Below are 19,256 nucleotides of genomic sequence, written 5' to 3' on the forward strand. Positions count from 1 at the left end.
CCGAGGAGAATCAGTTTTGCCTTCACCTGCTTGCCTGTCGGAATGGCGGCATCAATGTAGAGGCCCCTTGTCTGTCGAAGCCAGGACGGGAGGCACTGCAATCGCTGATAAGCGCTGAAGCTATTCGAGGACGAGGCGAATGTGACGGGCGCCGGCATGCGCGCGACGCAGTGCCTCACCCGGGGTGGCACCGGTAGCGGTGACCGTCCCGTAGTTGGCGCTCTGATCGGTCGTGTTCGCCACGACGGTGCCCGGCCCGATCACCTCGTGCCAGCGCACGTTTCCGGGGAAGAATGCCAGGTCCTCGACGCCGAGGATCTCACCGAGGCGGCCGGGTCGGGGCAGGTGCTTGTCCACCTGAGCGAAAGCGGCAGCCTGTGGTGCGGTCCTCGCCAGCTCGACGTGCTGCTGACCCAGCTCCGGAACCAGTGCCTGGCTGATCAGCAAATGGTAAGGGCTGATCCCGTTCACCATTTCGATGCTCTCGCCGATCAGGCCACCGCCGAGCCGGCTGTTCACCTCGACGATCTCGAAGCCGTTGCCCGTGTCGACGAATTCGACATGCGACGGACCGACGCCACGGCCGATCGCCTCGAGCACCGCCGCCACCCAACGACGAACCCGGTCCTCCCAGTCCGTCCCGCGGCCGACCGGATAGGTCATGTCGAGTTCCCGGAACTCGGGGAGTTCCGAGATGGTCCTGCTGGTGACGCCACAGAGCAGCGTCCCGGCGGTGGTGGTGTAGGTTTCCGCGCTGTACAGGGGGCCGAAGGCGTAGGGCTCGACGGCCACCCGCTCCGGCGGCAGGCCACCCTCCACCAGTCGCGCGATCATCTTCTCGGCGTCCTCGACAGACCGGGCCAGCAGGACGTCGCGGCTACCCGTGCCGGCCGCGTCCTTGACGATCACCGGGCCGGACCAGGGCTGCTCGCGAAGGTCGAGCCAGTGCGTCGCGCGGGCGGCCCTGCCCTTGCTGAGCCCCGCGTCCACCAGGGTGTTGCGGACCCAGACCTTGTCCCTGAGGCGGCTCGCGTGGCGCAGCACGTTGACGAACCCGCGCTCCGCGGCGAGCACCTCGGCAGTCGCCGCCCAGGTGTCGGTGTTGGAGATGAGGCCGTCCACGGGGGCGAGCGCGTCCAGGGCACGGCGGATCGCGTCGATGTCGAACGTGTCGACGTCGACCACCCGCACGTGGTGGTGTTTGGCCAACTGCCGCCGGTAGTACTTGCGGTCGAAGGTCAACAGCACCAGATCGATCCCGCGTTCCTCGGCGGCGCGGGACAGCCGGTCCAGGCCGAAAGCCAGAGCCTCCAGCAGCACGACCCTGGTCATGTCACAGGCTCCGCTGTGGCGTGGAGAAGGCGGTGCCGTGCCGCACCCAGTCGGTCCTGCACCAGGGCAGACGAAGATCGTCCTGGTGGGTGATGAACAGCGGCAGCGACGGGTCCCGGGTCACCACCGGATCGGTCGAGGCGAAGACCTCCGGTACGTAGCGGTGCCCCGTGTCGGCGGCGACGAAGACGACCGGCTCACCGCGCCTCGCCGGACGGTGTTCCAGCGCCCAGGCCGCGGTCAGGTACGCGGCTCCGCTGGACAGGCCGGCGAACACGCCGTGGTGGCGCAGCAGGTCGACGCTGCCGGACCGGGCGTAGTCGAAGCCCATCCAGTGCACGGACCTGAAGGCGGCATAACGGATGTTGCCGAAGTAGATGCCACTGCCGAGACCGGAGATCAGGAACTTGGGATCGCTGATGTCCTGGCTGCCGAAGGACACGCTGCCGAACGGCTGGACACCGATCAGGTCGACGTCGACACCGACCTCTCCCAATGCCGTCGCCAGGCCGCCGGAGGACGCCCCGCTGCCCACACCGGTCACGAGCGTCACCCGGTCGGCGCGGAGGCTGTCCGCGAGTCGCTGGGCGATCGGCTGGTAGCCGGCGTAGTGGACCGGGTCGTGATACTGGCTCATCCAGTGCGCCCGCTGGTGGTCCTTGACGTACTCCACCACTCGTTGGACGCGCTCGGCCTGATCGAGGCTGGCATCCCGCGTGGCGCGGGGCTGGTCGACAGTCGCGCCGAGAAACTCCAATTGTGCCTTCAGCGTCAGGTCCACGCTTGGCGACGCGACGATATGGCATTTAAAACCGAACTTGTGGCACGCCAGCGCCAATGAGTAGGCATAGATTCCACTGGAACTGTCGACAAGCGTGTCCCCGGGCCTGATGCGGCCCTCGTCCATCAGCTGCTGAACAGCGCCCAGTGCGGAAGCGACCTTCATCGTCTCGAATCGGAGAACATAAAGGTCGTCTCTCAGGCGTATCAGATCCTCACGCGCTAACGCGTCGGCGACATGGTTGAACAAATTATCCCCCGTTATTTCAGCCAACCCTCATGTGCGGGTTCGCGGATATCGTCGCCACTCACTGCCGGAGCTGGCGCAACTGCGACCTCGGGCTACATGCCGGGCTGTCACAGCTCCGTGGGAGGCAACGTCATCGTGACGGGAACGTTAGTCGCAACAGGCATAGACGGCAACCCCAGTACGACTGTCAGATAGGTAATGGCGATCTACCTGGGAGGACGCCGTCTTCTATGGCTGTTGCCGTCCGCCTGGACGGTGCGAATCCGATGGCCGGGCCGTCGTCGAGTCGAGCGGGTTTCGCCCTCCGCCGGCCCAACCTTGGCAGACTGGCACCCGCGGAGCTGGCGTCGCGCGGTGACCGGTCGGACGGGGGGTCGCCGCCTCGGCGTCGTGTCGCCGGCCGCCGGGCGGCCTCGTACCCGAGGGGAACGGACGGGCCCCCGCGTCAGACCGCGACGAGGGTGCCGAGTCGGCGCTCGACCACCGGGAGCACGTCGGCGACGGTGATCGGGCGGCCCAGCTCGGCGGTGAGCGAGGTGACGCCGGCATCCCGGATGCCGCACGGCACGATCCGGTCGAAGAAGGTCAGGTCGCAGTCGCAGTTGATCGAGAAGCCGTGCAGGGTGACGCCCCGGGCGACCCGGATGCCGATGGCGGCCACCTTGCGGGCCGGCCCCCGGTCGTCCTCGGGCACCCAGACACCGCTGCGCCCCTCGACCCGGCCGGCGGTCAGCCCGAACTCGGCGCACACGTCGATGAGCAGCTCCTCGGTCCGGCGGACGTACGCGACCACGTCCACCGGGTCGGGCAGCCGCAGGATCGGGTAACCGACGAGCTGCCCCGGCCCGTGCCAGGTGATCTTGCCGCCGCGGTCCACGTCGACGACCGGAGTGCCGTCCGTGGGTCGGTCCCACGGCTCGGTGCGCTTGCCCGCGGTGTAGACGCTCGGGTGCTCCAGCAGCAGCACGGTGTCGCCGCGCTCACCAGCGACAACCGCCTCGTGCAGGCGCCGCTGCTCGTCCCAGGCGGCCTGGTAGTCGAGCAGGCCGGCGCGGACGGCCGTCAGACCGGGAGTCGTCGTCGTCACGGCGTCCAGCCTAGTCCTGATGTCGGCAATCGTCCCTGGTGAGCCGCCTCACCGGTGGCTCCGCCGCACCGACGCGCGCCCCCGACGCCGGGTCGGTCGGGCGGCGACGGCGCGGGCGGCGGACGACGGCCCCGGTTGGTGGGCGCGGCATCGCGGGCCGGCAGCGGGACGCTCGGGCGCGAGCCGGTCCCGCGTTCCCGGCGCGGCTACCGGTCCGCCGCCGGGATGCGCCAGAGCCAGACGTCGTCGACCCGCTGCGGCTCGCCGAACAGGGCGGTGCCGGTACGAAGCAGCGCCTCCTCGTCGACCTCGAACTTCGCGCCGTGCACCTGGTCGGCGAGCACCACCGTCTCGATCCGCCAGTGCCGCAGGTCCGACTGGACCTCCCGGATCGTTCCGTCGGTGACGATGGGCACCAGCCCGGTCCGGCCGGCCTGGTCCATCAACGCGCTCAGGGTGCGGGGCACCGGGCCGATCCGGCCGCGCCCGTCCGGCCCGCCGGGGCCGAGGAAGAAGCCGCCGGGGATCTCGAACTCGCCCTGCCGGTGCGACAGCGCGTACGCCTGCCAGCGTTGACCGTCCGGGTAGATGTCCACCGTCAACGGCACCGGCGTGAGCACCCCGTCCGGTGAGACGTAGTCCCGCCAGGTGCCCGAGATGATGAACCGCGGAATGGGCTCCCGCTCGTCGGTCAGCAGCGGGGTGGGCAGCAGCGGCACCAGGGCCACCGCGAACCCGATCAGCCAGGCCAACTCCGTGGAGCGGTGCCGGGGTGGTGCGGCGCGCAGGTGGTCGACCGCGTACGCCAGCAGCAGCCCGATCACCGGCGCCACCACCAGCGCCAGCCGGGCCGGCAGCGCGGCGTTCACCACCGGCAGTTGTCCGAGCAGGTCGAACGGCATGGGCAGGTCGGTGCGTCGCCCGTCGACCTTGGCGACCGGCCCGAAGGAGAGCACCGCGAAGATCAGCGCGAGGACGCCCAGCGCCCAGAGGGTGGCCCGGCGGCCCGCGTCGGCCCACCGCCAGAGCGCGACGAAGCAGACCACGGTGAGCACCAGCAGCGGAACGCCGAAGAACGAGTTCTCCTCGGTCGGGTTCGGTGCCAGCGAGGTGCCCAGCCCTGCCTCGCCGGCCAGCGAACGCCGCGGGAACGCGGCGAACGCGGCGATGTCCTCGGAGTGGATCACCGGGTCGAAGCCGGTGCCGTGGAACCGTTGCGGCCCGGCGAAGTGCAGCCACAGCGGGTACGACAGCAGCGCGCCGGCCACCACCGCGGTCGCCCCGAGCCCGCGCAGGAAGGTGGGCAGCACGGCACGGGCCTCGGCCCGGTTGACCGGGTGCAGTGCCCAGACGGCGACGAACACCCCGAGTGCCAGGGCGGCGAAGAAGAGCCCTTCGGCGGCGATCGAGAAGGCCACCGCGACCAGCACGCCGAGGATCACCCCGTCGCGCAGCCAGTGCCCGGGGCGGCGCAGCGCGAACAGACGCCAGATCAGCAGCGGCACCAGCCAGCCGGCGGTCCAGTTCAGGTGGGCGTTGGCATGCGAGACCATGCCGGGGGAGTAGGCGATGAACAGGCCACCCACCCCGGCGGCCAGCCGACCGCGGACCAGGTGCCGGGAGAGCAGCCAGTACCAGGCCAGTGCCGTGGCGAACAGGTTCAGGGTGAGGATCACCAGGAACGTGGCCGGCGGCCCGATCAGGTACGTGAGCGGGGCGAAGACCACCGCGTACACCGTGATCGAGGTGTTGACCGCGAGGTTCACGCCGTCCGGCACGTTGATCAGGTACGTGAAGAGCGGGTTGTCCCCATGGGTGACCGCGTGGCCGCCGAAGGCCAACAGCCACTCGAAGAGCGCCTGGTCGCTGGAGTTGACGGTGATGGTGCGGACGTTCGGGTCCCGCCACAGCCCACTTGTCACCCAGACGGCGAGCGCGAGCGCCACCAGCACGACGATCAGGTCGGCCCGGCGGTCCCGGACGACGCGCGGCGGTGACGCGGGTGCGGGCCCGGTGGCCAGCGACGGGGAGGACGGCACGCAGCGGACGTTACCAACCGGACCTGGACCGGCCGGTCAGACCTGCGAGGAGGGGACCGTTGTTGTCGCGTGAGGCTGGGGAGGACTCGTGTCGACGGTTCGGCGTACACCTCGGCGACCGTGAATGTGTGAGTGCGCCCCATGTCAGGGCGGCGACACATCGTCGTAACGTCACGGCAATTCGACCGTGACCCAGTTCACAGTTCGCCCCCTCAGGAGGCCGCCGTGCGCCGCTCCTCGTCCCTCCTCACCCGGCTGATCGGCGCGGGCGTCGGGCTCGTCCTCGCCGCAGCCGGCGCGGTCGCCATCGCCGCACCCGCCCAGGCCGCCACCCTCACCCAGGTCACCGGGTTCGGCTCCAACCCGGGCAACCTCGCCATGTACGCCTACCGGCCGGACAACCTGCCGGCCAACTCCCCGGCCGTGGTGCTGTTGCACGGCTGCACGCAGACCGCCTCCGGATACCTCGCCGGTTCCGGTTGGCAGAAGTACGCCGACCAGTGGAAGTTCTCCCTGCTCGTCGCCCAACAGCCCTCCGGCAACAACGCCAACTCCTGCTTCAACTTCTTCGAGGCCGGCGACACCGCCCGGGGCCAGGGCGAGGCGCTGTCCATCAAGCAGATGGTCGACCACGCCAAGGCGAACTTCGGGGTGGACGGCTCCCGCGTCTTCGTCAGCGGTCTGTCCGCGGGTGGGGCGATGAGCGCGGTCATGCTCGCCGCCTACCCGGACGTCTTCGCCGCCGGATCGATCATCGCGGGCATCCCGTACCGCTGCGCCACCAGCATGGTCAACGCCTTCAGCTGCATGAACCCGGGCTCGGACCGGACCCCGGCCGCCTGGGGCGACCTGGTCCGGGGCGCGTACTCCGGCTATGCCGGCCCGCGGCCCCGCGTGGCCATCTGGCACGGCACCTCGGACCCGACGGTCGCCCCGCTCAACGGCACCGAGTCCCGCGACCAGTGGACAAACGTGCGCGGCATCTCGCAGACCCCGACCAGCACCTCGTCCCTGCCCGCCAACACCAGCCTGGAGGTGTACGGCAACGACGAGGTGCGCCTCTACCGGGTCTCCGGCATGGGCCACGGCACTCCGGTCGACCCGGGTTCCGGGGCCGACCAGTGCGGCACCGCCGGGGCGTACTTCCTCGACACCATCTGTTCGACCTACCGCGACGCGCTCTTCTTCGGCCTGAACGGCGGCGGCACCACCCCAACCCCGACCCCGACGGCCACCCCGACCCCGACCCCTGGCCAGACGGCCGCTCCGACCCCCACCCTGACCGCGCCCCCCACCTGCGTGACGGCCAGCAACTACGCGCACGTGGCGGCGGGCCGGGCCTACCAGTCCGGCGGCTACGCCTACGCCAACGGCTCCAACCAGCGCATGGGCCTCTACAACACCTTCTACACCAGCACCCTCAAGCAAACCGCCCCCGCCTACTGGGTGATCGGCTGCTGACCGCCCCCACCCTTGCCTGTTGATCAAGAGGTGCGCGTCAGATTCCGGCCCCAGGATGACGCGAACCTCGTGATCAACAAGGTCGTGTCAGGGGGTTAGGGCGGAATGGAGGGCTGTCGGGAGGGTGGGGTGCTGGTACGGGTAGGCGGCCTGGGCCAGGACTCCGGGGAGGACCCTCGTGCTGGTCAGGGCCTCGTGGGCGAAGCCGCCCAGGGCCACCTTGAGCGCCAGTGCGGGGATCGGGATGACCGCCGGACGGTGCAACTGCCGGGCCAGCTCGCGGGTGAACTCGGCGTTCGTCACCGGATTCGGGCCCACCACGTTCACCGGGCCGGCGATCTCGTCGTGGTCCAGCAGGAAACGGGTCGCGTCCAGCCAGTCGGCCATCGAGATCCACGGCAGCCACTGCCGGCCGCTGCCCAACCGCCCGGCGATGCCCAGCCTGAACGGCAGTAACTGCGGCTTGAGCAGCCCGCCGTCCCGGTGCAGCGGCAGGCCGGTGCGCAACCGCACCACCCGTACCCCGGCGTCCTCGGCCGGTCGGGTCGCGGCCTCCCACACCCGGCAGACGTCGGCCAGGAAGCCCTCGCCGGCCGGCGCGTCCTCCTCCACGGCCCGGTCGCCGGTGTTGCCGTACCAACCCACGGCCGAGGAGTTGAGCAGCACCCGGGGCCGGTCCGCGGCCGGGAGCCCGGCGATGGTGGTCGCGAGCGTGGTGGTGCTGTCCACCCGGCTGGTGCGGATCAGCCGCCGGTAGTCGTCGTCCCAGCGCTTGTCGCCGACGCCCGCGCCGGCCAGGTTGACCACCGCGTCCGCCTCGGCGACCACGGCCGGGTCGAGCTGCCCGGCGGCGGGGTCCCACCGCCGCTCCCGCGAGTCGCGCGGCGACCGACGGACCAGCCTGGTGATCTGGTGCCCGTCCGCCGTGAGCCGTTCGGCCAGCCGAGTGCCGAGGAAGCCGGACGCGCCGGCCAGGAGGATGCGCATACCCCCATCTTCGTCCAGAACGCCACTGCCGGATGCGTGGGGCCGGCGACCGGGGGTGTTCCGGCAAAAAACCTGCGCCGGCACGACGACCCGCGTGGAAAGCGCAGGTCAAGAGGCGTTCCAGCCGCCGAAAAAGGCGTGCCGCGCACCTTCGCGGTCAGCGTGTTTCCGCAGGTCAGCGCAAACGTGAATGCGCTGTTCGCGATTGCTTCCGGCACCGCTCTGACCGACCATGAGCCAATCCGAGAGCGCACCCCGGAATGGCGGGGTTGGCTCGCCGCGCCTGCCGCCGGGCGACCCTGAGGAGGAACCATGCCGATTCTGGTGACCGGAGCGACCGGGACGGTCGGAGGCAACGTGGTCCGGCAACTGGTGGCCGCCGGCCACGACGTACGCGCACTGACCCGCGATCCCGCCTCGCCGGCGGCCACCGCGCTGCCCGCCGGGGTGGAGGTGGTGGCAGGGGACTTCGCCAGGCCCCACACTCTGGTCGCGGCGCTGCGCGGCGTGACGCGCATGCACCTGGTCGCGATGGACGGGTACGGGCCGCTGACCACCGGCGCGGAGATCCTGGAACTGGCCCGGCGGGCCGGCGTCCGCCGGGTCACCCATCTGGGCCACAACGATCCGAGCCGGGCCGACGACGACCCGATCGAGGCACCCCACCGACCCCTGCACCGGGCCGTCGAGACCTCGGGCCTGGAGTGGACGCACGTCTTCCCCGGCGAGTTCATGGCGAACACCCGCGAGTGGGCGGCCGGCATCCGCACCGAGGGGGTGGTGCGGGCGCCGTTCGGGGACTGGAACAGCGCACTGGTCCACGAGGCGGACATCGCCGCGGTCATCGTGGCCGCGCTGACCGAGGACGGCCACGCCGGCCGCGTCTACCAGCCCACCGGGCCGGAGCCGGTCCGCCGCCGCGACGCCGTCCGGATGATCGGCGAGGCGATCGGCCGCCCGGTGCGCTTCGACGAGCTGAGCCCGGAGCAGGCACGCGAGCACTGGAAGGACCACTACCCGACCGAGGTGATCGAGTGGTTCCTGGAGATGGGGCGCTATCCCGACGGCAGCGGCTGGGTCGCCCCGGACGTCGAGCGGGTGACCGGACGCCCCGGGCGCACGTTCCGGCAGTGGGCCGCGGAGCACGCGGACGACTTCCGGTGACGGTGCCCGGGGCGACGGGCCGCCGCGGCGGTCAGGCCGCGTGCGTCGGGCGCAGGTCGGCGAGCAGTCGCTCCACCTCGGCGTACGCCTCGGCGCTCAGCGGGCCGAGCGCCAGGGTGGCCAGGTTCTCCTCGGCCTGCGCCACCGTGCGCAGCCCGGGGATCGGGACGGTACGGGGGCTGCGTGCCAGCAGCCAGCCGAGCGCGCCCTGCGCGAGGGTGCGCCCGTCCGCCGTGAGCGCCGCGCGGACCTGCTCGACCCGGTCCGCCCAGCGCGGCGTCGGCCGGCCGTCGGTGAACCACTCCAACCACTCCGGGGCGCGCCCGCGCACATCGTCCGCCCCGACCGCCCGGGTCGAGCCGGTGAGCAGCCCCATCGCCAACGGCCCACGGTTGAGGCTGGCCAGGTCGTGGGTGTCACAGACCGCCAGCACCGCCGCGTTGTCGCGCAGCACCGACTCGTCGTGCTGGATCGCGGCGCAGTGCCGGCCGGCCGCCGCGAACGCCTCCGCCGAGGCGGGGTTGTCGGTGCTCCAGCCGTACGCCCGGATCTTGCCCTGGTCGACGAGGCCCTCCAGGGTGTCGACCAGGTCGAGCGCGGCGGGCACCGGCAGCTCGGCGATGTGCAGTTGGTACAGGTCGACGTGGTCGGTGCCGAGCCGGCGCAGTGAGTCTTCCAGGCTGCGGACCGCGAAGGCGGGGCTGGCGTCGGTGCCGAGCGCCCGCCGGGTCGCCTCCTCGCTGACGTTGCCGAACTTGGTGGCGATCACCGCGCTGTCCCGTCGGCCGGCCAGGGCCCGACCGAGGATCCGCTCGCTGTGCCCGGCACCGTAGTTGCTGGCCGTGTCGAACAGGGTCACCCCGAGATCGAGCGCCCGGTGGATGGTGCGGATCGACTCGTCGTCGTCCACCTCGCCCCAGCCGAACGGTTGCGCGTCGTCGCCCCAGAGCGGCCCGCCGATCGCCCAGCACCCCATTCCGATGGCGCTCACCGTGATGCCGCTGCGTCCCAGCGTCCGTGTCGTCGTCATGGTCACCAGCCTCCACCCTGGAGCGCACTCCAGGTCAAGCACTACCATCGCGGAGCATGAACGGTTACGCCCCCGCGGAGGCCGCCCGCCGCAGTGGCTTCAGCCTGGACACCCTGCGGTACTACGAGAAGATCGGGCTGCTCGCCGACGTGGAGCGGACGGCGGGTGGGCAGCGGGTCTTCACCGACGACGACCTCGGCTGGCTGGTGCTGTTCCGCTGCCTGCGCGACACCGGGATGCCGATCGCGCAGATGCGCCGCTACGCGCAGCTGGCCCGGGAGGGCGAGCACACCGCTGACGAGCGGCGCGACCTGCTGCGCCACCACGCGGTGCGGGTGGAGGAGCAGATGCGCCTGCTCCAGCGCCAGTACGACCACCTGCGGGAGAAGATCCGCTTCTACGAGCGGCAGTCCGGGCCCGACCAACGGAATGGCTCGTCGTGACGGACCCGGTGCTCCAGACGTTCAAGCTCGCGAAGTGAGCCTGGAGGCGGCTCCCCGGGAAAGCAGCGGCCCGACCGTCAGCCGCCGTCCGTCGGCGATGCGGCCAGGCCGAGGAGTTCCTCGGTCGTCCCAGGTCGGCCGGTGAGCGCGTTCAGCGCGCTGACCAGCCGTTTCTCCTCGTAGCGGAAGTGCGACTCCAGCAGTGCGGCCAGCCCGTCCAGCTCGGCGCGCACCTGGGCGAGCGGCATTCCCGGGTCGCCGGCGAGCAGCGCCTCGACCCGTTCCAGGATCCCGGCCACCACCTCGTGGTCGGTGATCAGGTTCGCGATGACCGGACGCAGCTCGGGGACCTGGTCGGCGAGCAGCCGGAACGCACCCGTGTCCTCACCCGTGTGGTGTCGGCCGAGTGCGGCGCAGAAGGTCAGGCAGTGCGCCCGCAGGTCCCGCGACGCCCGCGCGTCGCCCGGGGTGTCGAGGCCGGCCCGGAGCCGGGCCAGTTCCGCGCTGAGCCAGAGGTGGATCTCGATCATCTGATTGCCGACGGCGGCAAGTCGGCCGGCCGGTGAGTTGCTCGGGTGCACGTTCGTCCCATGCTGTCCCCGCGCCTCCATGCCCACGGCGGCCTTCGAGCCGGGTGCACCGCGACGCTGCGCCGGACTCTACACCTGCGGTCACGGGGTGGTCGGCTCGTCGGTCTCGCGGACGTCGTGCCAGCGGGCGCGCCAGGCCGCCTCGTGGGCCTCGTGGCTGGTGCGCTCCTGGAAGACGGCGGCCCGGAGCGCGTGCCGGGAGTCCGACATCACCAGCACCTCCACGGCCACCAGCCCCACGCAGATCACTGTCGCGAGGGTGAGCGTGCCCAGTGCCGGCAGGTGTTGGCCGACCGGCAGGGCGGCCGTCAGCACCACGATGACGCCGACGCGGGTCCAGGTGAGGGTGTGCAGCGTCCGGAGCTGAAACAGCAGGTTGACGGCGAAGTAGCAGATCAACCCGCCGAACAGCATCGGCACGGCCGGGCCCTTGACCCGCTCGGCGATCCCGCCGGCCGGGTCGGTGATCTCGTGCAGGATCCGCTCGTTGCCGATCGAGAAGAGGATCACCCCCGCGATCATCGGCAGGTAGAGGTACGCGTACGCGTCGCGGGCCATCGCCACCCGCGGGCTGCCCTCGGACGAGTGCAGGGCGATCCGGGCGGCCGGCCCGACGAAGTCGAAGTGCGCCCACCAGAGGGCGGCCGTGACCACGATGCCGAGCGCGGCGGCCACCACCGCCGGCCAGGTGACCGGCTTGCCGAGCAGGTTGCCGCCCACACCCGTGGAGATGATCGACTCGCCCAGCGCGATGATCAGGATGAGGTCGTAGCGCTCGGTCCAGTGTTCGGCGCTTGTCACCCCCCAACCCCAGGTGCCGACGATGAAGCCGGTGGCGTACTGCACCACCACCACCGCGATCCACAGCCCGTCGCGGACGATGGCCGCCCGGTCCGGGTCGGTGATCTGCGGCGGGATCAGCGCGGCGGCCAGCAGCAGCACGATGCTCACCGCCAGCTCCGGGGCGAACCGCCGCAGTTGCCGCCGCTCCTGCGGGCTGTCCCGCACCACGTGCTGATACAGGTACATGTGCACGGCCCGGACCACGACGTAGCTGACGGCCACCAGCATCGGGCCTCCGGCGCCGCCCTTCGGGTCGCTGAACGCCTGCGGCAGCGCCAGCGCGAACGCGAACAGGGCCACCATGGCGATCACCATGAGCACCGGCACGTAGCCCTCGCCGAGCCGGACCCGGGTGGCGACCAGGCTGTGCACCACCCAGATCCACCAGAGCACGGCGAGCACCAGACTGGCGTGCAGCAACTGTCGCCCGGAGATGTTCGCGGCGGTCGCCCGGGTGATGATGAAGAACGAGAAGACGAAGACCAGGTCGAAGAAGACCTCGAACTTGTCCACCCGGGCACCGGGGGCGATCGGGACGGCAGGGCCCAGTTGCCCACCCCGCCGGTAGCTGCCCACGGTCCCACTCTGGCAGCGTCTGGCCTGCTCGAAGGCTCGAACGGCGATGGCGGTGCGGTCGAGCGTTACCTCCGGCCCGGGGCGGGAAACCGCCGGGACCGGTCCTCGTTCGGTCCGGAGCGCGGCCGGTCGGCGCGGAGGCCGAGTCCGGCCGCCAACGGCCTCCGGCAGCGGGCCGGTCGGTCCGACCCACCCTGGACAAGGATGGATCATGACGACGAACAACCCGATCACCACCTCGTTCACCCATCACTCCACGGCCATGGACGTGATCCGGGGCGTGGACCTCGTCCGGCGGCGGGCGATCGTCACCGGCGGGTCGTCCGGCATCGGCGTGGAGACCGCCCGGGCCCTGGCCAGCGCCGGCGCCGAGGTCACCCTGGCCGTCCGCAACACCGACGCCGGGCAGCGTGCCGCCGACGACATCACCGCCACCACCGGCAACGACCGGGTCATGGTCGCGCCGCTCGACCTCGCCGACCAGGGCTCGATCGCCGACTTCGTGGCGAACTGGGACGGCCCCCTGCACATCCTGGTCAACAACGCAGGCATCATGGCCTCCCCGGAGATGCGCACCGCGCAGGGCTGGGAGATGCAGTTCGCCACCAACCACCTGGGGCACTTCGCGCTCGCCACCGGGCTGCGACCGGCACTCGCCGCCGGCGACGGGGCCCGGATCGTCTCGGTCAGCTCCGCCGCCCACCTGCGCTCGCCGGTGGTCTTCGAGGACATCCAGTACGAGCGCCGGGAGTACGAGCCGTGGCAGGCGTACGGGCAGTCGAAGACGGCAAACGTGCTCTTCGCCGTGGAGGCGAGCCGCCGCTGGGCCGACGACGGCGTCCTGGCCAACTCGCTGATGCCCGGCGCGATCCAGACCAACCTCCAACGCTACGTCAGCGAGGAGGAACTCGACCGGATCCGGGCGGGCAACGCGGCGGCGTGGAAGACAGTCGAACAGGGCGCCGCCACGTCGGTGCTGGTCGCCGCGTCACCACTGCTCGACGGTGTGGGTGGGCGCTACTTCGAGGACTGTCAGGAAGCCGCCCCCGCCCAGCCCGGCGGGCGCACGGGCGTCGCGGCGTACGCGCTGGACCCGGAGGCCGCCGAGCGGCTCTGGAAGGTCTCGACGGACCTGCTGAAGAGCTGAGCGACGCAGACGAAAGGGCGCCCCGGTCGACGACCGGGGCGCCCTTCGCGCGTGGGGCGGGATCAGGACAGGCCCAGCTCCGCCTCGAAGTTGCCGGCCTCCAGCCGCTCCTTGATCGCGACCAGGAAACGGACCGCGTCGGCGCCGTCGATCAGCCGGTGGTCGTAGGACATGGCCAGGTAGACCATCGACCGGACCGCGACGACCTCGCCCAGATCCGGGTCGTTGACCACGACCGGCCGCTTGACCACGGCACCCGTGCCGAGCATCGCCGACTGCGGCGTCGGCACGATCGGCGTGTCGAAGAGCGCGCCCCGGCTGCCGGTGTTGGTCAGCGTGAAGGTCGCCCCGGCGATCTCGTCCGGGCTGATCTTGTTGATCCGGGTCCGCTCGGCCAGGTCGGCCACCCGCTTGGCGATGCCGCCCAGGTTGAGGTCACCGGCGTTGTGGATGACCGGCACGACGAGGCCCCGCTCGGTGTCCACGGCGATGCCGAGGTGCTCCGCGTTCGGGTAGCTGATCGTGCCCTCGGCCAGGTCCATCCGGGCGTTGACGATCGGGTACGTCTGCAGCGCCTCGACGGCGGCCAGAGCGAAGAACGGCAGGAAGGACAGCTTCACACCGTGCCGCTGCTGGAACGAGTCCTTCGCCTGCGCCCGCAGCTTGGCGACCCGCGTGACGTCCACCTCGATGACCGTGGTGAGCTGCGCCATCTCGTGCAGCGACTCGTGCATCCGCTTGGCGATCGCCTTGCGGGTCCGGGTCAACTTCTCGGTGGTGCCCCGCTTACCGCTCGGCTGCGGCTTGGCGGCCGGCGTGGCCGGGGCCGCCGACGGCGCGGCGGCCGGTGCGGCGGCGGGGGCGGCCTTGGCGGCCTTCGCCTTCTCGGCCGCGTCCAGGACGTCCTGCTTGCGGATCCGGCCACCCACGCCGGTGCCGTTGAGCGTGGACAGGTCGACGCTGTGCTCACTGGCCAGCTTGCGGACCAGCGGGGTCACGTACCCGGCGGCCTCCGCGCCGGCACCCGGCGCCGGGGCGGACGGACGCGACGGTGCCGAGGTCGCCGCTGCCGGCTGCGCGGCCTGCTCGGTCTTCGCCGGCTGCGCCGAGCTCTCGGTCTCCGCGGCCGGCTCGTTGTACGACGTGCCCGGCGTGGGCTCGTCGACCTTCTGCTCCTGCTTCGGCGCGGCCTTCGGAGTCGACGCCTCCGGCTTCGGCTCGGGCTTCGCCTGGGTGGGGGCCGCACCGGCAACGCCGATGATGGCCAGGTCGGCGCCGACCGCCGCGGTCTCGTCCTCGGCGACCTTGATCTCCAGGACGGTGCCGGCGACCGGCGAGGGGATCTCGGTGTCCACCTTGTCGGTGGAGACCTCCAGCAGCGGCTCGTCGACCTCGATGGTCTCGCCGACCTGCTTGAGCCAGCGCGTCACCGTACCCTCGGTGACGCTCTCACCCAGGGCCGGCATCTTCACCGCGGTGCCCTCGCCCGAGCCCGAGGAGGCGGCGGCCGGAGCCGGAGCCTCGGCCGGGGCCTCGTCCTGGGCCACCTCGTCGGCGGTGCCCTCGGCGGCGGCCGTCGGCTCGGTGACCGGCTCGACCGACTCGGCCGGGGCCTGCTCCTGCGGGGCGGCCTCGCCACCGCCGGTCGACTCGCCCTCACCGGCGATGACCGCCAGCTCGCTGCCGACCTCGGCGGTCTCGTCCTCGCCGACCACGATCCGGCTCAGCACGCCCGCCGCGGGCGACGGGATCTCGGTGTCGACCTTGTCGGTGGAGACCTCGAGCAGGGGCTCGTCGACCTCGACCGTGTCGCCCTCCTGCTTGAGCCAGCGCGTGACGGTGCCCTCGGTGACGCTCTCGCCGAGCCGGGGCATGGTGACCGATACCGGCATTTTCTGAGACTCCTTCATTCCCCTGGTGGGATCTTCGCCCGTCGCCGGACGCCGCGGTTGTGGATGATCAGGCGTGCGCGTGCAGCGGCTTGCCGGCGAGGGCCAGGTGCGCCTCGCCCAGGGCCTCGTTTTGGGTCGGGTGGGCGTGCACGAGCTGGGCGACCTCGGCCGGGTACGCCTCCCAGTTGTAGATGAGCTGCGCCTCACCGATCAGCTCACCCACCCGGGCGCCGACCATGTGGACGCCGACGACGGGGCCGTCCTCGACCCGGACCAGCTTCACGAAGCCGGTGGTCTTGAGGATCTGGCTCTTGCCGTTGCCACCCAGGTTGTAGTTGTACGTCTTGACCTTGTCGGCGCCGTACTGCTCCTTGGCCTTCGCCTCGGTCAGGCCGACCGACGCCAGCTCCGGGTCGCAGTAGGTGACCCGCGGGATGCCGACCTCGTCGATGACGGCCGGGGTCTGCCCGGCGATCTCCTCGGCGACGAAGATGCCCTGCTGGAAGCCCCGGTGGGCGAGCTGGAGGCCGGGCACGATGTCGCCGACGGCGTAGACGTTCGGCACGCTGGTGCGCAGCCGCTCGTCGGTCAGCACGTAGCCGCGGTCCATCTTGACGCCCTGCTCCTCGTACCCGAGGTTGGCGGTGTTCGGGCCGCGACCCACGGCGACCAGCAGCAGCTCCGCCTCGACGGTCTCGCCGCCGGAGATGGTCAGCTTGACGCCGTTCTCGGTCTTCTCGACCTTCTCGAACGGCTTGCCGACCTTGAAGTTGATCTTCCGCTTGCGGAACGCCCGCTCCAGCGCCTTCGACGACTCCTCGTCCTCGGCGGCGACCAGCCGGGGCAGCGCCTCGACGATCGTCACGTCCACGCCGAAGGACTTCCACACGCTGGCGAACTCGACGCCGATCACGCCGCCACCGAGCACGATCACCGACGACGGCACCCGGTCCATGATGAGCGCGTGGTCACTGGTGATGATCCGCTCGCCGTCGACCTCCAGGCCGGGGAGGCTCTTGGCGTACGAGCCGGAGGCCAGGACGATGTTGCGGCCGGTGTAGCGCTTGCCGTCGACCTCGACGACGTTCTTGCCGACCAGCTTGCCCGCGCCCGCCACGAAGGTGATGTTCTTCGAGCTGCCCACCAGACCCTGCAGGCCCTTGTACAGACGGGAGATCACACCGTCCTTGTACGAGTTGACCCCGGCCATGTCGATGCCGATCAGCTCGGCCTTCACACCGAACTGCTCCGACTCGCGGGCCTGGTCGGCGATCTCGGCGGCGTGCAGCAGCGCCTTCGTCGGGATGCAGCCGTTGTGCAGGCAGGTCCCGCCGAGCTTGCCCTTCTCGATCAGCGCGACCTTCAGGTCCAGCTGGGCGGCGCGCAGCGCCGCCGCGTAACCGCCGCTGCCACCTCCGAGGATGACGATGTCGAAGGTCGCTTCGTTCGGCTCGCTCACGTCCAACTCCCAGGTCGCGTCGCTGCAATGGGGGGTCACGGGGGTGTAACACAGACACACCCCACCTCGGTCATCTTGTCACCACCGGGCACAGGGTGCGTACCGAGGTGCCCAACGACACGTCATCGACACGTACCCTTGGCACCGTTGTCGATGACGCACGGTGGGGGAGACGTCCGGTGGGGTTGTTCCGACGCCGCAAACAGGCGGCTGTGGCGAGCCGCGATCGTGCCGCCGATCGCGGCGACCTGGACCATCTGGAGAACTTCGTCCGGAGCCGGCGTGGCGTCGAGGCGTTCATCGAGCCGCGCACGACGGTGACCGAGACCACTGTCATCCTGATCGCCGACGACGGGGAGTGGACCCGGCGGCGCATCGACGGCCCGGACGGCGCGCGGCGCTTCGCGTACCGGATGGGCATCCCGGTGTACGACGTCCGGCTGATGGGCTACCCGCAGCGGATGCGCGACTTCAACGAACGGCGCAAACGCCGCCCCGAGCGGGACTAACGCCGCCCGGGCGGGACTGAGACGTGTGGAAGGGCCGCCCGCGTCGGCAGGCGGCCCTTCCCGGAACTCCGTCAGCCGTTGGCGGCGATGTCCTCGACGAGCTGCACCAGCATGCGGACCGGGACGCCGGTGCCGCCCTTGGTCCAGTAGCCGGTCGGCTCGCCCGAGTGGTAACTCGGGCCGGCGATGTCGATGTGCGCCCAGGCCACGTCGTCGGTCACGAACTCCCGCAGGAACACGCCGCCCTGCAGCATGTGGCCCGCCCGGTCCATCCCGGCGTTGACCTGCGAGATGTCCGCCACGTCGGACTCCATGCCCTTGCGCACGTCGTCGGGCAGCGGCATCGGCCAGGCGGGCTCGCCGACCGCGTCGCCGGCCACCTGGACCCGCTCGCACAGCTCCGGGGTGCCCATCACGCCGGCCACCCGCTTGCCCAGCGCGACCACCTGGCCACCGGTCAGGGTGGAGGTCTCGAACAGGTAGTCGGTGCCGTCCGCGCAGGCACGGGCCATGGCGTCGCCCAGGACCATCCGGCCCTCGGCGTCGGTGTTGAGCACCTCGACCCGCTTGCCGTTGTACATGGTGATCACGTCACCCGGCCGGTAGCTGGTGCCCGACGGCATGTTCTCCGCCATCGGCAGGTAGGCGCTGACCGCCACCGCCGGCTTCAACGCGGCGATCGCCAGCATGGCCGCACCCACCGCGGCCGCGCCGCCCATGTCGGACTTCATCTCCCACATGCCCTGCGCCGGCTTGATCGAGATGCCGCCGGTGTCGAAGGTGATCCCCTTGCCGACCAGCGCGACCCGCTTGCCGTTGCCGCCGTCCTGCGGCGTGTAGGTGAGCTTCACCAGCCGGGGCGGGGCCTCCGAGCCCTGACCGACCGCGACGATGCCGCCGTAACCGCCGGCGGCCAGCGCCGCCTCGTCCAGCACCTCGACGCCGAGGCCCGCCTCCCGGGCGGCACCGGCGACCGCGTCGGCGAACGACGGCGGACGCAGCTCGTTCGGAGCGGTGTTCACCCAGTCCCGGGTGAGCCGGACCGCGTTCGCCACCACCTGCGCCCGGGTGATCTCCGCCTGGGCGCCCGCGTCACCGGCGTCCGGCACCGCGATGAGCACCTCGGTCACCGGCTCCCGCCGGGTCGGCTGCGGGCGCGTCTTGTAGCCGGCGAACCGGTACCCGCCGAGCAGCGCACCCTCCGCGACCGCGCGCAGCTCGGCCGACGCGTCCGCGTCGTCCGGCAGCGGCATCGCCAGTGCGACCCTGGGCGCGCCCGCCAGGGCCCGGATCGCCGAACCGGCGGCCCGGCGCAGCGTCTCCGGGGCCGGGGCGGCACCCGACGGCTCCGGGCCGAGCCCGACCGCGGCGACCAGCGGGGCGGTCACGGTGCCCAGCGTGGCCAGCTTGACGACCTCACCCGGCCCGCCGGTCGCGCCGAGCAGCGCCAGCGTCTCGGTCAGCTTTCCGTCGAACGCTGCGGCGATGCTCTCCGCGCCGCTGGCGAGCAGCAGGGTGCCGGCGAGGCCGCTGGTGGCGCCCTGCTCTCCGGTCTGGCTGTGCACGCCGATCACGATCGCGTCGACGGCGAGCTCGGCCGGATCGGTGTCGACCAGGCTCAGGTTGGTGGTGCGGGGCGATGTCACTGAAGCTACTCCGGGCGGGCC

The 19,256-nt window shown here is 71.4% G+C and carries 16 protein-coding genes; 5 read left to right on the plus strand and 11 right to left on the minus strand.

Annotated elements, in window-relative coordinates:
* Window positions 1–120: 120 nt before the first annotated feature.
* The 4 genes from ACGFIW_RS31085 to ACGFIW_RS31100 all read right to left on the minus strand — a co-directional run bounded on the left by ACGFIW_RS31085 (window position 121) and on the right by ACGFIW_RS31100 (window position 5,488).
* On the minus strand, window positions 121–1,332 hold the full coding sequence (locus tag ACGFIW_RS31085) for an ATP-grasp domain-containing protein (protein ID WP_393323363.1): 1,212 nt from the start codon (window positions 1,330–1,332) through the stop codon (window positions 121–123).
* A 1-nt stretch (window position 1,333) separates the two neighbouring features.
* A complete protein-coding gene (locus ACGFIW_RS31090; RefSeq protein WP_393323366.1) occupies window positions 1,334–2,278 on the minus strand; it encodes a pyridoxal-phosphate dependent enzyme in 945 nt (314 codons plus the stop codon).
* Between the two features lie 529 nt (window positions 2,279–2,807).
* The gene (lipB, locus tag ACGFIW_RS31095) at window positions 2,808–3,449 is read right to left on the minus strand and encodes a lipoyl(octanoyl) transferase LipB (RefSeq protein WP_393323369.1); all 642 of its coding nucleotides are present in this window, start codon (window positions 3,447–3,449) and stop codon (window positions 2,808–2,810) included.
* 206 nt (window positions 3,450–3,655) lie between these two features.
* The gene (locus ACGFIW_RS31100; protein ID WP_393323372.1) at window positions 3,656–5,488 is read right to left on the minus strand and encodes a DUF2079 domain-containing protein; all 1,833 of its coding nucleotides are present in this window, start codon (window positions 5,486–5,488) and stop codon (window positions 3,656–3,658) included.
* 225 nt (window positions 5,489–5,713) lie between these two features.
* Between ACGFIW_RS31100 and ACGFIW_RS31105 the strand changes: the two genes are divergently transcribed.
* The gene (locus ACGFIW_RS31105) at window positions 5,714–6,949 is read left to right on the plus strand and encodes a PHB depolymerase family esterase (RefSeq protein ID WP_393323375.1); all 1,236 of its coding nucleotides are present in this window, start codon (window positions 5,714–5,716) and stop codon (window positions 6,947–6,949) included.
* An 87-nt stretch (window positions 6,950–7,036) separates the two neighbouring features.
* On the opposite strand, the gene ACGFIW_RS31110 is transcribed toward ACGFIW_RS31105, so the two are convergent.
* A complete protein-coding gene (locus ACGFIW_RS31110) occupies window positions 7,037–7,936 on the minus strand; it encodes a TIGR01777 family oxidoreductase (RefSeq protein ID WP_393323377.1) in 900 nt (299 codons plus the stop codon).
* 312 nt (window positions 7,937–8,248) lie between these two features.
* Here ACGFIW_RS31110 and ACGFIW_RS31115 point away from each other — a divergent pair, with 312 nt between their 5' ends.
* Window positions 8,249–9,100, plus strand: coding sequence for an NmrA family NAD(P)-binding protein (locus ACGFIW_RS31115; protein ID WP_393323380.1), 852 nt, complete (start codon window positions 8,249–8,251; stop codon window positions 9,098–9,100).
* 31 nt (window positions 9,101–9,131) lie between these two features.
* Here the strand turns inward: ACGFIW_RS31115 and ACGFIW_RS31120 are convergent, their stop codons facing one another.
* Complete coding sequence (locus ACGFIW_RS31120; protein WP_393323382.1) at window positions 9,132–10,130, minus strand: aldo/keto reductase; 999 nt, start codon at window positions 10,128–10,130, stop codon at window positions 9,132–9,134.
* A gap of 56 nt (window positions 10,131–10,186) precedes the next feature.
* On the opposite strand from ACGFIW_RS31120, the gene ACGFIW_RS31125 reads away from it, so the two are divergent.
* Window positions 10,187–10,573: a MerR family transcriptional regulator gene (locus ACGFIW_RS31125; protein WP_393323385.1), complete on the plus strand. Its 387-nt coding sequence runs from the start codon at window positions 10,187–10,189 to the stop codon at window positions 10,571–10,573.
* 77 nt (window positions 10,574–10,650) lie between these two features.
* Here the strand turns inward: ACGFIW_RS31125 and ACGFIW_RS31130 are convergent, their stop codons facing one another.
* A complete protein-coding gene (locus ACGFIW_RS31130) occupies window positions 10,651–11,154 on the minus strand; it encodes a hemerythrin domain-containing protein (protein ID WP_393323388.1) in 504 nt (167 codons plus the stop codon).
* Between the two features lie 90 nt (window positions 11,155–11,244).
* Entirely contained in the window at window positions 11,245–12,582 is a 1,338-nt protein-coding gene (locus tag ACGFIW_RS31135) for a low temperature requirement protein A (RefSeq protein ID WP_393323391.1), read from the minus strand.
* 211 nt (window positions 12,583–12,793) lie between these two features.
* Here ACGFIW_RS31135 and ACGFIW_RS31140 point away from each other — a divergent pair, with 211 nt between their 5' ends.
* Window positions 12,794–13,729, plus strand: a complete 936-nt coding sequence (locus ACGFIW_RS31140; RefSeq protein WP_393323394.1) for an SDR family NAD(P)-dependent oxidoreductase — start codon at window positions 12,794–12,796, stop codon at window positions 13,727–13,729.
* A gap of 62 nt (window positions 13,730–13,791) precedes the next feature.
* Here ACGFIW_RS31140 and sucB read toward each other — a convergent pair whose 3' ends face one another.
* Entirely contained in the window at window positions 13,792–15,621 is a 1,830-nt protein-coding gene (gene sucB, locus ACGFIW_RS31145; protein WP_393323397.1) for a 2-oxoglutarate dehydrogenase, E2 component, dihydrolipoamide succinyltransferase, read from the minus strand.
* A 67-nt stretch (window positions 15,622–15,688) separates the two neighbouring features.
* The gene (lpdA, locus tag ACGFIW_RS31150) at window positions 15,689–17,119 is read right to left on the minus strand and encodes a dihydrolipoyl dehydrogenase (protein WP_393323400.1); all 1,431 of its coding nucleotides are present in this window, start codon (window positions 17,117–17,119) and stop codon (window positions 15,689–15,691) included.
* 140 nt (window positions 17,120–17,259) lie between these two features.
* Here lpdA and ACGFIW_RS31155 point away from each other — a divergent pair, with 140 nt between their 5' ends.
* Entirely contained in the window at window positions 17,260–17,589 is a 330-nt protein-coding gene (locus tag ACGFIW_RS31155; protein WP_393323402.1) for a hypothetical protein, read from the plus strand.
* Between the two features lie 71 nt (window positions 17,590–17,660).
* Here ACGFIW_RS31155 and ACGFIW_RS31160 read toward each other — a convergent pair whose 3' ends face one another.
* The gene (locus ACGFIW_RS31160) at window positions 17,661–19,235 is read right to left on the minus strand and encodes a leucyl aminopeptidase (RefSeq protein WP_393323405.1); all 1,575 of its coding nucleotides are present in this window, start codon (window positions 19,233–19,235) and stop codon (window positions 17,661–17,663) included.
* Window positions 19,236–19,256 lie beyond the last annotated feature (21 nt).

It is taken from the genome of Micromonospora sp. NPDC048935, from assembly GCF_043197875.1.
Lineage (GTDB): Bacteria > Actinomycetota > Actinomycetes > Mycobacteriales > Micromonosporaceae > Micromonospora.